We start from the raw sequence: 18,495 nt of genomic DNA, 5'->3' as shown, positions 1-18,495 counted from the left end.
TCTACAATTTTGCGTCCATAGGCATTAACCCCTGATTTAAATCATAATCTATTCTATGAGAATTCCCACAGCCTTGTATAACATTATAATATGGATTATAATCGGCAGCTTGATCTAAAGTCACCTTCATTAATTTAGATATTCCGTTAATAGAACCGCAGCCGGACGTCACCTCAACATTATAATCCCCCAAAGGCAGGTCACTTATGAAAAAATCCGCATCCGCAGAAGAAGCTACCGATCGAATAATAGGAAAATCAATAGCATAAGATCCTGCAAGCGTGTAAGGCTGATTCGGATTAATGGCCATGCCTGACTGCCCATCAACACGAGAAACCTTAATGACAACAGACCCCTCAAAATTTGCATTGGGCTGTTTAATTTTTATGGTAGAAGTGCCTTGAAGAAGGGAGGAGGGGTATTCAGAAATAGAAAACCCCCTAAAAGGATCACTATCGCTAACTTCAAATAGTTTCTGAACATTATGGCAGTTATCAGATGCTGTCACCCTGTAAACTCCAGTCTGAAAAACATTCCAATAACTTTTTGCAGAAGCCATTACGCCACTTGATCCATTAGTAACATTCATTGGATTTCCAGCTGGATAAATGGCCGCAGGAACAACTTCAGAACCGTTAAGAACACGCCAAACCTCTGGAGAATCAGAAACCCTTACTTCAAAAATTAATGCATTTTGACTGCAAAAATAAACATCTCGATCGGTCATGCCATCAACTGTTATATCCCGATCACCGATAATCTGAATTTGATATTTGACTTTACATTCTGATTGATCAATAACTGGTGAGCAGCCAACATCCAAAAAAGTATCATCCATACTCACAGCGCTTGTACGGGTTATCACACTGCAGCCATCATTAAAAACGGTAGTAATCATCGTGCCATCTGCCAAAGCAGGGTAACCTGCCAACGATGAATCATAATAAAATCGATTAAAAGCTGGATTCCAGCTTAAATTATAAGAAACCCCATTTATAATTATAACAGCGTTCGAAGGCAGCTTTAGAACACTAAGCTGTGAAGCGCTCAAATCAGTAAGATTTACAAATAATTTTGCCTCACTGCAATTAGAAGAGTTCCTTACAAAATTGTATGCCCTAAAATCATATGCTAAAGGAACAGATGTATTATTGGCTAAAGTATGGCTGCGAGTAGCAGAAACAGCACATCCAGGAGAATTATCCGCTAAGTCAGTAGTAATTACAGTCACCGTTTCACCTCCCTGCATTCCAAAAAAAGTATGGGTTCTGTCTTCAGATGAACCACCGGCAGAAACAAAAACTTGTGTGCCTGCAGATGTGATAACTTCATATTTGAAAGGGCCTATACCTCCTGTAGGAATATCAACGGTAAGAGTTCCATCTTTTGCATAATGCATTGAATCATTTGGACAGGAAGGAGCAGTGCTTCTTACATTAATATTTAGAGGAGTATAGCTACTGCTTACAGAAACTGGATTAGAAGAATAAGGAAGATATGTATTTCCATTTGATAAAATAACCTCATAACTTCCTGGCGGCAGTGAAGTAAAATTAACATCTCCGCCATATACTGGAACAGCCTTTATTATTGGCGCTCCTCCCGTAGTTTTGACTATCCGTGCCTCCCAGCCTCCACAATATAATGAGGAAGCGGGGAAACTCACAGTAATTACCCCATTAGAATAGCAAGATCCATCAAGAGAATTTACGGAATATTCTAAAGTATCTCTTTTGCATTGTCCATCAATTTTTGAACCGTAAAAAAAATAGAAAAACAAACAAAGGATCTTAAAATAATTCATAATAATAAAATAATAAAATAAGACAAAAATAAAACAGGTTTTATTGGATACTCAAACAACTGCCATCCTGCATTCCAGTTTTTTTTTACCGACACAGAGAAGACAAGACAAATAACCAATTAAAAACTAAACCCGCCATCTCTTGGACATCATAAGATAATGCCATATTTTAGGCAGAATAATTTCAGCATCCTAAAAGGAATAAAGCTGATTTTTTTATAAAATTTCTACAGTTTTATTTAATTAAACAAAAAACTTCAATTGATTCCGCCCAGCTGCCATATCTTTCACAGGGCTTCATATAACCGAATAATCGGAACTGTTTCCGAATTAAAGCGGTCTAATATAAAATAACAGTGCATTGTTATGATATCATCTATTAAACCTAATCACTTCCAGCATTAGAATAAACTTTATGCATTTTCAAAACAATTACATTGCAGCAACAACTGATTAATAATTTGCAATCTTGCAGTTTCCAGCTATATATTCAATTTTCATCACCGTAATATTTCTTGGGTGTTGAGTTTCTAAGCTTTTTAAAGGCTACATAAAATGCGTTTTTGGAATTAAAGCCAGCTTCAAAGGCAACATATTCAAATGAATATTTAAAATGTTTTTTCTGCGAGATTAGAACATCGACATGAGTCAAGCGGAAAGAATTAATGTAATCAACAAAAGACTGATTAAAATTTTCTCGAATTAAATAAGCCAATTTATTTGGTGATATATTAACCGCCTGGGCAATCTCATTAATTGTAATTTTTTTTTTGTACGGTTCGTTAGTCTTCATATATTTATCCAATCTCTCTAAAATTATTCTGTCACGCAAAATCTTCTTATCATTTTTGCGATTAATAGTTCCCGATAATGATTCGCCATCAACATTAATTGAAACCCATTTTACACCTATCAGCAATTTCGGATTAAATATCAGAAAAAGTATGCTCAAAGCCATTTCAAGACCAAAAACCAAACCGCTAAAACCTTTAGCAAAACTTAAAATATGATCATATTCAACAACTAAAAATAAAGAAATAATAATCAATACTATCTTCAGATAGTTATCAAAAAGCAGCCATTTAAAAAGCAACTTGTTCTTAATAAAAAATTCGTTTCTTTTAACCTTTTTAAATGGAAACAGAAGCTTTGCACTAAACAAACAGTAGAATAAATATATGAGATACTTAAGCAGAATATGAAATTCATTACTGAATATGCCTAAATTTTGTTCAAAATTCTGACCTGCAGCAACAGACTTTATCAAGGCCAATTTCTGCTTTTTCTCAAGAAATATAATTGAGGAAATTTCTAAGAAATGCAATATAAAAGGCAAAAAATGAAATAAATCATAACTTTTGGCTCTTCTCGCCGGATTTAAGGTATAAATAATAAAAAAATAACTTAAAGGCCCTACTAAATACTGGAAAGGCGAAGCCGTTCGAAACAGAAATGGCACACGGATAATCAGCCCTGAACTTAACAAAAAATTTAAAAATGAAGAATAAGCATAAACAAAGCATAGAAGTCCGAAAAAACGATAGCCCAATAACCTCTGTTTAATAAGGAAATAAGATCCGTAAATAAAAAAAAACAGAAAATAAAAGTAAAAAAATATATATTGTAATTGCATAATTCAATTAAGTCATTAAAAAATGAGAAAATCACCTTTTTGTTCTTTTTAAAGCATTTCAAATGCAATATATAGAAACAAGTCCCCGTAATAAAGCAACTTTCACTTGATGGAAGTTCATAGAATTTAAAAGTGCTCAGCCACTAAAAAGGATGCTCTCTGCTTAATCAAAAACAAATGTGAATACTTCACAGCTGCCTCATTAAATTTCATCTAAAGCTATTCATGCCTTAATAAAGCACCAAAACAATAAAGCTCAAAAATTAAAGCTTATCGAATCTTTCAGATAAAAAAACTCAAATGCAAATATCAAGGCCAAAAGAAACCTGAAATATCTATTAAGACAAATCAAACAAATCTATAATTGAGCAAACCTGCAGCTTAAACTTCTTATCAAATGGGTTGTGTATGCCGTTTATTCCCTTTAAGGCGCATTCCTTTTCAAACAAAACTTTTTTCTCATCTAAAAACGTCATCAGAACCTCTGCCATGGCACGGTTTTTTGCAAAACTATAAGACAAAATCTGTTTTGCATGACTCTCTGCCCTATAGTAATCTGAGACTGGACGCACAAACCATGTTTCATCAATAAATTTAAACTCATATAGATGCCCAAACCCATGTCCGAAATAGTTAATCTCATAAATGTTTTTCAAGACCCATTCATCTTCAGTCATGAAATTTTTTAATTTATCGTAATACGAACCATATAATTTATTTTTAGGTAATTTATTTTTAGGTAATTTATTTTTAAGTAATTTATTTTTAACATTTATCATAAAAAAAGAAAAAATTATCAATTGTATATACAAAACAATCTCGGACGATTCAAAAAGCCGGCAAAAAAAAGACTTTAAATAGAATTCTAAATATTCACTATATAGACCTATATAATAGAAAAAAACTTATATTGATACATCATATTTCATTTTGAAAATTTTAAAGACATGATTTGTTTTTCAACATTTATTTATTCCATAAACATTTCAAAGACATTTTAAGAAAATGAAACTTTTCATGATGCATCGTAATCATCATCATTTCAAGCTGCAAAAGTATCAAAGATACCCTGCTTGAATTAGGATATTGCCCACTAAAAAAGTACGTTAATTAATCAAAAAAAGAGAATACGGGACTAATTTGGAGATGCAGAAGGACGCCAGGGGAAAATTAATCCGCATTTCCCTAATTCACCAGTTCAATAAAGAATAATTTAACAGGTCACACCAAATTTCCTCTTTTTATTGTGTCAAATCTCAATGTCTTCAGAATTTCACGTATATCCGCTCTCCAAAGATTAATTTACGGCGCAAGGCCAATTCAAATTTTAAGATCTGAAAAAAAAACTGTCAGCAGCCGCATTATCTCCGAAGTTCACCATATGGGCTATGTTTTTTGCTATATTTCTATAATAATCCGCGGTAAGGCGCAGATCTTTTATTGCCATAGCGAATTTGCCCAGAATAAATATTAATTTATTTGCAGCTGTTTTATTTTGGCTAGCTTTTTAATTAAAATTGAGACCGTAAGTTTCCTCAATAAATTAGCACATAGACCTGATGGAACGAAAAAAAACTAAAAAACTTAAGCTTAAAGCATAAGACTAAAAATGCCATTTAATTCAGATCAAACCGAAGTTTTTCTACAGAACCAGCAAAAACCAGCAGTAAATTCTTTGGCCGTGCTTATAATTCCTATATTATTACCTGTCTAAAAAAAACAGAGAGATGAAATCCAGCAGAAGAAGATGCGGGAATGCATGTGCAATAATGATAGCGTCATGCACCTAGCCTTAAGAGAATAGTCTTTTTATTGAAATACGGAAAAATCAGCTTTCATAAACCAGCAGATTTTTCCATATCCAAAAAATTACATGGCCACAATAAAAATATTAACAAAAAAAAATCTATATTTAAACTGCATCCAAAAGTCTAAACAAATTTATAATTAAGCTTGATAATAATGAGCTCGATATTGCATCGGTCTTATTTCTTTTAGATTAAATTTTTATACGCTCATATTATAATAATCGGCATACTCAATAATCTCTTGTTTCAATTGATTGGTTGAACTGTATAGGATTTAATAGTTTTTAATTTAAAATCGATCGTATAAAACTGATTTTTTCGTAATAGCAAACTATCACTTCCCATCCCTGTCAAAAATAACCTATTTGCAAATGTTAGATCCGCTGTAACTTTATAAGTAGATACCCACTCACATGAATGATGCCTATTAACCGCTAATACCGCACACTCAAGTTTGAATTGATAACTGTGTTTGACTTTTCTTTCAGTAAAAATGCCGAAAAAAAACGACTAACTTTTGGGACAGTGCAATTTAAGTGCTGTTTAACAAGAAAAGACAGGGATAATCAACCCTACAAATTAACTCTTTTTATTTAGTGGACCGGACTTTGCGTACATGGACAAATGCTGATGGCCTGCAAGAAATCAGCCCCTAGAGTAACAACATGCGTACCGGTATTATAATTTCCAATATCATTGAACATTACCTGATAGGAATACCCGAAATAAAATTTAGACTTCATGAAACCTGCCATTGGCCCTACAGATAATGGCTTTAGAAATTGATCGTTAACCATCCGGTATGAAACTCCAATCCAATAATAATCTTCGTAGCGGTTATAGCGCCTGTACTTGAAGTTAAGATCGGCGGTAGAGCGTTTATCGCTTGCAAAATACTGATAAAATAGTGATGGCTCATATTCAATGCGCCTGTTTTCTCTATCCTTAAGAGTATATCCGGTATATACCTGATAGTTTGAAAGCAAATTTGGCTCCTCTGCCCTATACTTATTTATGTTTTTCTTTAAAATGTTATTTGCGTTAAAACTCAAATAGAACCTCCGGTTACGATACAAAGCACTAACATCAAAATTATTATTTGCCGTATAACGATTATCGGTAACCGATGGATCAAAAACAGGATGTTCAATCGTGTTATTGAATTCATCTATATTAATGCGGAAGCTGTTAAAATTATATGAAAGCCCAAAAGATAAATACTGTTCCGAATAATAGTCTAAAATGATATGATGCGCAAAAGAAACTTTGGCGCCTGTCTGTCTTGTGAAACCGTTTTTATCATTATAAATTGAAATTCCTATTCCAGAACGATTCAAGACCCTAAAATCTGCATAACATGATTGATTTTCGGGAGCATCTTTTATTCCAACCCATTGCGTTAGCCCATTTGCACGAATTCTAAGATTGTCTCCAATACCCGCATAGGCAGGGGAAAGCACAAAAGGGTTATCAGCTAAATATTGGGTAAACACCGGCAGGTTTAACTCTTGGCTGTGACTTTTAATTACAGCTAGGAGTGCTAAATATACAAATATTTTTTTCATTGCAACATTTTTTTTAAAGATCGGTGTAAGAGCGCTATTTCGTTATCTGTATAAAGTGAAATGTCCAACAAATTCTCTGTTATCTTTCTCGTCATTTAGCTTCAGAACATACCAGTAATCACCAGAAGGCAATTCTTTGCCACTGTATTTCCCATCCCATTTTTCACCATAATGATATTTAGCTATTACGCGGCCATATCTGTCAAAGATTGAAAATTCGAGCCTATCGTATATATTTGTGCAGCCAGGCCCCCAAGTATCGTAAAATCCGTCTCCATTCGGAGTAAAGTAATCGTCAATACAAACATCAATATATTTCATTGGCACAAGAAGTGTATCTGTGCATCCATTTTGATCTCTTACAATAACCCTGTAGTCTCCAGATCTGTAGATTTTGTAAGTGTTAGAATATGTAAAGGGCTCCCCATTGAAACTGTATTCATAAACAGGTGAACCACCTGTAGCGGCAACTGTTATTATATTCATCTGCTTCTTTGCTGTACTAACAATAAGCTTTAATGGATCATATGCCTTGATCTCAAAAGTGCCGGTCGCCACTTTACACCCATTTGTATGTCTTGCTGTCACAAAATGTATTCCAGGAACAAGATCTCTAAAGATATTGCTTGATTGGTATGCTCCTTTGCCATCAAGCTGGAAATCAATATCTGCAAGATTTGAAATGCTTTTATCAACCGTAACCGCAACCATATTAGTAAGGATATTATTCACGCAGTCAAATTTTATTTCTGCACTTGGATCAAGAATTACTGACGAGGGCATTACCTCAACAAACTCTGTCACACATCCAAGAGCATCGCTGACATAAACCGTATGAACTCCCCCTGAAAGGTTTCTGAAATCAAATACCTTCTGATCTACCGTACCTTGAACATATATGCCATCTACACTATCAAGACGCACCTTGTAAGGCAGTTTGCCTCCCTTGATTTCAATGCTAAATGCGCCATCTCTATCTCCTGCACAAATTTCCGGCATCATTGAATTTGAAACTTCATAAACTAAAATTGGATCTGATTCTTTTACTTCAACATCCTTAATAAGAAGATAGCATTCATTTTGATCCTGAACAAGAATATCATATAATCCGGCTTTTAAGTTTTCAAAACTATTTTTATCAAAAAACTGCTTAAACTCAGGTTCAATTGCATATTTATAATTACCTGTACCGCCCGCCGCATTTATGGTAATTTTTCCGTTATTATAACCATAGCAAGTTACACTCATTGGAATAGCATCCGCAGTTAAAGGTTCTAATGGCTCATCTAAATCAATAATTTTTGAAACAGCCTGACAGTCCAAACTAGTGACTTTTACTATATACCTGCCCTTGGGAAGGTATGTAAAAATACCAGGAGAATTCTGTACTGGCGAAGGCAGTATGTCTACTCCCTGGCTATTCTGCAGCGTATAAATATAATTCCCCAAACCTCCTTTTGCTTTTACTGATATTGAACCTGTGGCACTCCCCTGGCATCCTATATCAAATTTAGTGAGGCTATCGAAATCCAAAGCAGGAATTGGCAAAAATGAAATACTATTGGATACCGAGCTATTACATCCATTCGCATCTTTTATAAAATATTTGTACTCAGCTTTAGAAGTTGTCCCAAGCAAATCAATATCAACAAACGAGCTATTAACTGGTCCAAAATAGTCAGTACCATTTTGGCTATAGTAATACGGTGCCGCACCTCCTTCAAATGTAAGCTTAACAGATGGTTTTCTTTTACAACTCTCAGTGTACCTAATGGTCAATGTTCCTTTCACTTTCATTGGCTGATTGATAACAACAGTATTTGAATTAGAGCTGCAATTCCAAGTATCACTTACAGACACATAATAACTTCCAGCCCCTAGTCCCGTAAATTTGCTGCCTCCTTGGGACTGCTCAACTATAAAGGTGCCGTCACTCAATACTCCGTGCAAAGTATATGTATAACTGCCCGAACCTCCTGTAACGGCATCAATACTGACTACCCCATCAACTGCGCCATAACATTTAAGCATTGGTGTTGCACTGATTTGTATATTAACAGGTGATGGATTAGTTAATAAAACATCAACAAATGCCTCACAGCCAAAACCGTCTTTAACATAAACGGTATAATTTCCAGCAGTAAGATTTTCAAAAATCTGAGAATCGCTATAAGGCTTTATAACGGCAGTTTTAGACCTCAATTCGTATAAATACTCTCCGGACGCCCCCCCGCTGGCTGCAACAATAATAACCCCATCATTATTGCCTGCAGCGCAAGTGATTTCGGAATATGCTTTTTTAATTGCCAATTGCGCCACTGGCTGGTCTATTGTAAAAACAGTCTGTACGGTGCATTCCGGTTTATTGATCAATTTAGCAATAACATTATACTGCCCTGCCGCCAGATCTGAAATCCTAACCGGCCCTCCGCCGGCCGTTGTGTCTGAAATAAAAACGGGGCCCGTAATTGTATAGCTAAATGGACCTGCATCTATTTGCTTAGCCTGATTATTAACAAACATTAACTCTATAATCCCATCGGAGCTTCCATAGCAGATTTTATTTTTAACCGGCATCGCTTTAATATCAAAAGTATTGGGTTCAAAGATGTAATGAACATCCTGAATTGTGCAGCCAGTAGCTGAATCATATACAGTAATTAAATAATTGCCAACAGCTAATCCAGTAAATTTTCCGTCATTATTTTTAATAGGCCCGTAAAGGGTTCCATTAGCGCCTTTTACAATGTAATCAAATTTGCCTGCAAGATTGCTCCCCATGTTATCCTTAACTGTAATTGTAATGTCTTGCTGGTTGCTGATGCACGTAATATCTTTATCTATATCAATTACAATATCGTCCATTGCATTGAAGGGCTCTACAGTGCTTGTCCCTAGTGCCGAACCAACGCAGCCATTGCTGTCATAAACATTTATACGGTAAGCACCTCCTGCATAATCCATTTCTGTATAGGTGCTTTTTGGGCCTTTATAAACTGTTTTATTGTCCCTTATAAACTCATAGCTGTAAATTCCAGTGCCACCCCTTACATCTCTCACCTCAACAGTTGCAAAATTAGTGCTGTTATCTGTGCTGCATTTATATTGGGTTATCGTTGGATCTGGAACTGCTATTAATGCTGGCTCGCCTACAATCACATCCTTTTCTGCTGAACAGCCCCTTTCTGATTCTACAGAAACCTTATAGCTTCCTGCCATTAAGCCGAAAAAATAAGGGCTCTGCTGTGCGGGACCGTTATTTAAGCTATAACTATAGATAGGATTATCATTAATGCCTGCACCTGCCTGCTCTAAACTAGCTATAATTATACCATCATTTCCTCCTGTACATGTAACTGAAACAGAAGAAGCATCAAATTTTGTAATAGGCGTAGCGGCATTTAACTCAACAACAACCTCAGCTATGCAATCTGTCACAAGATCTTTCACAGCTATTCGGTGAGAGCCTGAGGATAAACCTGTAAACACAGCTGGTGTTGCGGTTATGTTTTTTGCATCAATTGAGTAAATATAATTTCCAGATCCTCCCTTTGCCATAGCGCTCAAAATACCATCTCCATCAGAACAGCCTGTAAGGCCGACAATTTTAGCATCAAGCTCCAATGGCTTTAAAACATCTACAATTGCTTGAAAAACAGAAGTACAGCCGAACTTGTCCTTTACTGTTAAATTATAAGTTCCTGCTACGTTTACTCTAAATATTTTATCAGCCTGGAAGCCTCCCCCTATACTATATTCGAATGGCGCTATTCCTGACGCAGCTGAATCATCTATAATAATTTGAAAATTCCCTTCAGCATCAGGGCATTGAGATGTAACGGAGGCTTTAAATCCAGAGGGCAGCGGATCTTTTATAACATCTAATTCGACTGCCTTTACGCAACCGTTAGCATCTCTAACTACTATATTCCATTTTTTATCTGGATTGGGGACTTCAATCACATTACTGCTATTAAAAGAAGAAGGATTAGCACCGGGAGCCTCTATCGCTCCATATTCATATGGAGCCTTACCTCCACTAGCCATTACTGTAATTAAGGCCCCTCTATTGCAATTAGCATTCAGCACACTGTCAATACTTATGCTTAAAGGAGAATCTGGTTGATTTATTTCAAAACTAGCCGCTGTAGAACATTCCTGGCCATCTAATTCTTGTGCATAAATTATATAGCTGCCCGCCTTTAAATTTTCAAACTTAAAAGAAGCAGGGCTGCCATCCAGATTTAGCAGCTGCATATTCTGAGCCGGCGCAATAGGAAGATTAGTGAGATTATCGCGAATTTCAAGATATAGTCCCGTAACGGTCGGGCCATAGTTAAATACCTCACCAGATATCTCACCATCGTTATTTTGATAGCAATCGATATCATTAGCGAAAGTATTTATTGCAATAGGAGAAATGCGAGGCGTTATTACCTCTACATCAGATATACATCCATTTCCATCTACAACCTCAAAAGTGTATGTGGAATTTGGATCCAGCTTATCAAACGTAAATGAAGGTGTAGAAATTGGACCTGACTGAACATTCTGCCCTTTAATTGAAAATGTATAATTTGGGCTTCCGCTTTTCACCAGCAATTCAACGGAAATACCATCCCTACAGGCAGCACCAGCGGTAACAGCACCCGCTTCTAAAATAGGGGGTGATTCAATTTTTACTTTTTCACTTCGAAATGCACAACCATTCGCGTCTATCACAGCAATATAATAAATGCCATAATCCAATCCTAAAAAATTATATACAGGAGTCTGAGCAGCAGCGTTCTCAGTGTATGAAGCAATTTCCTGCATTCCACTATTGTATAAGTAATATTTATAAGGTGCTGTCCCTCCTTGTTCCACATTGACCTCAATTCTTCCTAGCCTGTTTGGATTGCAAGAAATTCCTACCGTATGAATCTTTGCATCAATTTTTGCTGGCGCCTCTATAACTGCCATTCCTTGCACTTCACAATTTCTGCTGTCTCTGACAGCATAAGGATAAACTCCAGAATCCAAGCCACCGAAGACATTGATATCAATAAAATTTCCACCATTGAAACTGTATTTAAATGGAGCAGCTCCGCTCAGCGCATTTAACGTTACAGATCCGCTTGCATCATCTGGACAGTAAGGGCTCTTTGCATTATATGAAGCTGTTAGGTTTGAAAAGCTAATATCAGCAGGCAGAGTTATAAAAACGCATCCTTTTGAATCTGTTACCCTAAATACATAACTGCCTGCTTTATCTGTTTCAAAAACATTGCCATATATTGCCCTATATGACCCTCCGCCATCATCAGATACTTCATAGCTATATCCTGGATAACCCTCTGAAGCAGTAATCGTAATTTCGGCTTTCGAAAATAAGCTGCAGTCTAAATCTTTAGTTACTTTTGCGTCTGCTTTTAACTTATCAGAAATTTTAATATCCTTGATCTGATCTGCCTCACAGCCATTTGAATCTTTTACCCGAATGCTGTGCAATCCAGGTTCAACATTTTTAAATTCATTATTGAGCTGGAAAGCACCATTATCTATACTGTAATAATATGGGGATTTTCCTCCAAAAACATTTACAGCCAGCGTTGTCTTGTCTATCGGATCGTAACAAAAATCTGATTTAGCGTCTAAATATGCTATCGGTTTGGACGCAGCGGTCACCGAAATAGGATATGAAGCCACTGAAGAGCATGAAGAAGCATCTTCAACGACAATGAAGTAATCTCCGGCAGGGATATTATAAAATATGTCTGAGAACTGAAATGAGGCAACAACTGTACCATCGCTTTTACGGAGCTCATATTTATAATTTGGTTTCCCTCCGCTCGCTATTGCTTTAATGGATGCGCCATTGCTACAATCATGCTGGCTGACTAAAGCGGCGGAAACCAAAAGTTCAGAAGGCGCTTTTATTATTCCGTTAATAGTAATCAAACAGCTCCCCTGATCGTCATTTTTTACTATAACCGTATAATTTCCTGTGCCCAATGACGAAATGATCACTGGCGAAATCTTAGAATCATTCCACGTTTTACCATTGTCTATAGAATATTTAAATCCATTGACTAAATCGAAATTTTCAGCAAAAATAGTAATTTTACCATCTGATGCATTATAGCAGCTTGCATCATCAAAAATAGGATGGGCTTTAAAGGCTTTAGTACTGTTTACTATCACATCAAATTCTTTGGAAGATAAACAGGACTTAGGCACCTGATATACCAAAATATCGTCAATTGCCAAATCGTTGCCATCCCAGATATCACTATTGGATCTAATTACAAAATCTAGTTCAGTGTTATTGCCTGGATTCAATGATAAATTATCAATTAAATTCCAGCTTTCGTTTTGAATAATATCAGAAGTATTTAAAGATGCTCCCGGCACTAAAACCCCATTTTGATGTAATTCCACAGTAAGATTTGGGGCGTCTTTTAATGTAGTTTTACGCAATAGGTTTAAAGCATAAAATTCAACCTTAATATTCTGGTTTGGTATAATGTCAACTATTCTCTTTTTATATAAAACACCTCCTATTCCAACTGTACCTCCAACGTTTACGGCTAAATATCGCCCCTGGCTATTAATCCCACCGCTACTGTGATCTTTAGGAATAATCCAGCCAAAATCAGGTCCATGTTCAGGAAGAATCTTTTTTGTCACTACATATTCACCATCATTTAAAAGCCAATCATGCCATAACCCAACACCGCATTCAGCAATATAATCCTGCTTCTCCCAGCAATAATTGGCATTAATACCAGGTGATTTTGTATCTTCCCCACTTCCAAAATCTTCTCTCAATAAATTACTGAAAGTTAACGCTGAAACTAACTTATACTTAACACTTATGACATGGGAACCGGAAGTAACATCTGTAAAAACATTATTGGTAATGGGAGAATTTGCTTTTCCGTCAATATAATATTCGCAAGTATAGTTACCGTTTGCCGGATTTCTTACTTTAGCAGTAATTTTCCCAGTACCATCACAATTATAGCTAATAGGATCTAATTCAATTGTCGGATCAGCCGGTCTTGCCTCTAAAACAATATCCGACATGCCAAAACTGCAGCCTTTACTATCCCTAACATAAACAGTATATATCCCTGGGTTCACATAAGCCTCGTTTGAATTTATCCATGACATCTGATCATCAAAACTGTACATATAAGGAGGAACCCCGCCTTGAACATTGGTAATTCTAATTTTTCCCTGAGACTCAAATCCCACAGGTCCGCAACCTGACATTTCACCTACTCCTGCAGATGCACTTAAAGAGCCATCTTCACCGCTAATAAATATTTTACGTACATCTTCAGCACATTCGACACCATTGTAGCTGTATTTGATTACTAAAGAATGCAGTCCTACTGCTAAGTTAAGAATCGGTAGAGAGGTGACAAACCCTTTATTATCAACATTATAAGAGATAGAGTATCCTGAATTTGCTGGAACTACTGTAATATCAATTTCACCGCTTTTATTATCACCGCATGGAACAATTTTAGGAGTTGCCGTAACGGTCGGTTTTGGAATCTCAATAATTTGGATGGGAGCCAGTCTTACCTTGCATCCCATATCATCCACAACAACAATATTATAGATACCATCTCGTGGAAGTGTAGCTCTACTAACAGGAATCACATTGTCTGTAATATAATTTTGACTTCCATTTATATAGTACATATAATAAGGAGGCGGACCGGGTCTGGGCGTCCCCCCGTTAACAGTTATCGTAATTTCGCCATCACTGCAAGCCGAAAGTGCTTTTGTGATATTAGCAGCAGCAGTCAGACGATAATCAAATACCTCAATTTCCCTAACCTCACTGCAGCCATTATTATTTGTCGAAAACACAACCTCATATATCCCTGGATCAACACCTTGGAATACAGTATAATTATTTTCTATAAGTCCCGTGTTCTGAATCTCTGAAATGCTTCCCTTTTTTCTCAGAATAAAATTATACTCGCCAGGGACATTATTAACTACAGCCTTTATTGTTCCCTTTTCATTATTGCACGCTGGGTGTGTAGCTTCTATAGCTGTGGCAAAATCAAACTTTAAGATGCTAATATCAGTGAAAAACGTACACGCTGAAATTGTATTATCCGACAATTGGCTTTGTTTGATATAGACTTTATAATCTCCACTGCCAAGGTCGTTAAATACATTCGAACTTTGATAATTTATGCCATCCAAACTGTAAATGTAACCAGAATTTTCAGGTGGATTTGTAACAGTTATTTTTCCTTTAGAATTACATATCATATCTTGTTTTACTGCTTTTGGCTCAAACAGGTTTTGATACACATTAAAATAGTACGTTTCCACCGTAGTATTGTCATATTTAATTATGACTCTATATACACCAGCCCTATCAGCGGTAAATATAGGACCGTTTCCAATGGTTGTCCAGTTTTGTGCACCTTCATATGGACAACTGTCTGGATTTGGCGTATCAGGTGGCGGCAGATCTTTTGTCTCCTGCCAAAGAATACTGCTAGCATTAGTAATTTTACTATCTATTATCCTTTTATCATTCAAACCGCATAAATATATCTTAGGAAAGGGTTTATTATCACGCACGCAGGCATAAGCTTCTCCTGTCGCAGGATTAATATTATCTCCTGTAACAGGGTTTTTATTTGTCATTTGTAAATAATCAGCATAGCCTATGTTAAAATTTTCATACGCTTGGGCAACATAATAAGAAATATTTGGCCCTTGAAGGTTTCCATTACCCCAATTCAGCATATTATTTTCGATAACTGATCTATCATCATGCAGACTATCTGTGTATCTGGGTATAAAACTTCTTCTTAATTGCGCATAAGATGAGATACAAATTAGCACCAGCCCTGCTATAAGGGATAATTTAAAAATAATCGTCTTTTTCATAACCTGCTTATTGTCTTTGTCTTGTGTGGTAGTTATATAGTCTATTAAAATACATTACTGTATTACAGCAATTGACTATCGTTCTGCCCTTTAAAAAATACTTTTTAATTTTCTAATTTGATAATTGCCATTTTGCCATTATAAGGTTTCGCTTCCTTTGCCTCTAAATACATAATTGCTTCATCTAAATCATCGAATCTCTGATAGTATATATAATAGCGACTAGTCTGAACGTTATAAAAGAAATTAATATTTGTGCAGCCTGCCGCGAAGGCTTTAATTAAAAATTTGTCTCTTTTTTCAATACTGCTATGAACAGCCATAACCAGATAATAGCCCTGCTGGTAATTTTTTATATTTTTAAATACTTGCATGTTCGTCTGACTCTCCCCAAAATCAAAATCTTTTGGCGTTAATGGCGTACTGCTACTTTTTGTTGTTTCCTTAATAGACTTTAGGGTAGCAACGTCCTGGGCATACCTATTCTGATCATTCTGGTAAACTGCTCGTTTAATTCTATTTTTCTTTTCGATTTCAGTTGCTTGCTTAATGTTTTCTAAATTCAAAATTAAGCCCGTTTTTTCGTCTTGAATTTTTAATTGCGCTGCCTTTAGCCCATTTATCTTTTCAAGATAAAACATGTCCAAAGAATCTTTTCCATTTCCAGCTTTTTTAAGCCTTTGATTATACATATTGGTTAAATTAGCTATCTGATCTTTTTGAGTGATTTCCGCTTTATCAAGCTGCGCTATTAGAGCTTCTAGCTTATTGTTCTCGTCGGTGACGCTTTTAAAAGCTTTGGGTTCTTTATAAATTTGTTTTTCGCTTAATTGATTTTCCTGTTTTAGGTCATCCAGGTCTCTTTGTTTATCCATAACCTTTTCCCGAACCTGTAATAATAAATCTTCCTGTTTTTTACTTAAATCTGTACTGTATTGACTAATATTTTTAACAGTTTTAACTCCTTCATCTTCAAGAAGGGAGGCGCCGCTTTCCGATTGTTCTTTATCCTTTTTAAGTTTTGAATTTTCATAAGTTTTTTTCTCCAGCATATCCACTTTAAATGATTTAGCTTCAGAACCGGCCATTAATTTTGACTCTTTACCCCTATCATTTTCTATAACTTTATAGGTTTTATCTTTTATAGGTAAACTATCTGCACCCGCCTTTACTTTTGAATCAGCAGCAGATTTTTTTTCTAATTCCACATTTTGAGCTGCCCTTTTCTGCGAGACTGCGTGTTCAGGCTGAGATTTATTGGAAGCCCCTTTTAATTTAAAGCCCTCTGCACCCGCCTTTACTTTTGAATCAGCAGCGGATTTTTTTTCTAATTCCACATTTTGAGCTGCCCTTTTCTGCGAGACTGCGTGTTCAGGCTGAGCTTTATCGGAAGCCCCTTTTAATTTAGAACCCTCTGCACCCGCCTTTACTTTTGAATCAGCAGCAGATTTTTTTTCTAATTCCACATTTTGAGCTGCCCTTTTCTGCGAGACTGCGTGTTCAGGCTGAGCTTTATCGGAAGCCCCTTTTAATTTAAAACCCTCTGCATCCGGTTTTACTTTTGAATCAGCTGCCAGTTTTTTTTGTAATGCGTCACCTTCGGCTGCTAGACCTTTTGGATCGGTTACAAATTTTTCTTTATCTTCAGCTGCTAATTTCTCGCTGCTATTAGCTGCAAAATTTCCTTTCATATTTCCTGCTGTAGTGCCGCTAAATTCCGTAGAACTCGAATTGCCTTTAGGTAATTTTTCTGAGACTTCTATCTCTTCGCCAGCCGGGCTAGATTCAATTCCAACGTGTTTTTTAACAGTTTTTGACCTTGAAAGATCTATAAATGCACTTTCATCTTCTTCATAATAATTGCTGTTTTTGAATTTATAAGCAATAGCAAATTCATGCGATCCCCCCATGTTGGCAACCTGCCCCATTCCCCTTTCGAAGTTATATTCAATAGCAACACCTGGCATCAAATTGATGCCCAATCCTGCAGAAAACCCATATAAAGTATTATAGCCTGTTTGCGCCCAAAATCCTTGCTTTAAAGCAAGCATAGCAAGACCAGAAATAACTGTTTTGTCCTTTTTTATTTCTGTTTTTAAAAATCCAGAAAATTTACTGTCACCAAAAAAACCATTACCATACAGATATCCTGTATACATAGCATGAAGCTCAATAGCTTTTTCGGGATCCTCTTTTATAATGCCTCCTCCGAAATTATAGAGAACCAGATTATTAATCGATAGCCCTAGATCAAGAAACTCAGTTCCATAGTTAATCCCTGGATTTAAGCCTAGTAAAAAATTTGAAGTATAATTGGCACTTAGAAGCTCAGAATCATCAGATACAATCTTTCCTTTATTTAAGCCGCTTTGATAAACAGCCATATTTAATCCAAAAGTTAAATTATTGCCTTGATTTAAAACAATGTTATGTGCGAAATTCATTATTCCTCCAAAAATTGTCATCAGTCCGTAATTTTGCTGAAATATACCAACAGCAAATGCTTCGTTTTCTCGGACACGGCTTGAATAATTCATCAAATAAGTACTTGGGGCATTCTCAAACTGCACCCATTGCTTCTTACTGTAAAAACTAACAGAGGAATTTGTTTCACGCACAAAACTAAAAGTTGGATTAATTAAATTCCTGTTAAATTTTAAAGAATTTCTAATAGGCAATGAAAGAGAAACAGCTTCAACATCAGATTTACTTTGACAATTCGCTATATTTGAAAAATTGCAGAATAAAACTATAAATAGTAACAATTTTCTCATA

6 protein-coding genes are annotated in these 18,495 nt (G+C 35.9%); all 6 read right to left on the bottom strand.

What is annotated here, in order from left to right:
• Position 1: 1 nt before the first annotated feature.
• On the bottom strand, positions 2–1,804 hold the full coding sequence (locus M0M44_RS10990; protein ID WP_248729789.1) for a hypothetical protein: 1,803 nt from the start codon (positions 1,802–1,804) through the stop codon (positions 2–4).
• A 490-nt stretch (positions 1,805–2,294) separates the two neighbouring features.
• Positions 2,295–3,128: a helix-turn-helix transcriptional regulator gene (locus tag M0M44_RS10985; RefSeq protein WP_248729788.1), complete on the bottom strand. Its 834-nt coding sequence runs from the start codon at positions 3,126–3,128 to the stop codon at positions 2,295–2,297.
• A gap of 647 nt (positions 3,129–3,775) precedes the next feature.
• Positions 3,776–4,216, bottom strand: a complete 441-nt coding sequence (locus M0M44_RS10980; RefSeq protein WP_248729787.1) for a hypothetical protein — start codon at positions 4,214–4,216, stop codon at positions 3,776–3,778.
• Between the two features lie 1,622 nt (positions 4,217–5,838).
• Positions 5,839–6,810 (bottom strand): PorP/SprF family type IX secretion system membrane protein, encoded by a 972-nt coding sequence (locus M0M44_RS10975; RefSeq protein WP_248729786.1) that lies wholly within the window; start codon positions 6,808–6,810, stop codon positions 5,839–5,841.
• A 42-nt stretch (positions 6,811–6,852) separates the two neighbouring features.
• Positions 6,853–15,720, bottom strand: coding sequence for a T9SS type B sorting domain-containing protein (locus M0M44_RS10970; RefSeq protein ID WP_248729785.1), 8,868 nt, complete (start codon positions 15,718–15,720; stop codon positions 6,853–6,855).
• Positions 15,721–15,824: 104 nt separating this feature from the next.
• Positions 15,825–18,494, bottom strand: a complete 2,670-nt coding sequence (locus tag M0M44_RS10965) for a PorP/SprF family type IX secretion system membrane protein (RefSeq protein WP_248729784.1) — start codon at positions 18,492–18,494, stop codon at positions 15,825–15,827.
• Position 18,495 lies beyond the last annotated feature (1 nt).

The sequence above is a fragment of the Flavobacterium humidisoli genome (assembly GCF_023272795.1).
Classification (GTDB): Bacteria; Bacteroidota; Bacteroidia; order Flavobacteriales; family Flavobacteriaceae; genus Flavobacterium; species Flavobacterium humidisoli.
Note: the sequence above shows the minus strand (reverse complement) of the source record. Positions and strands in the feature narration are given on the sequence as shown.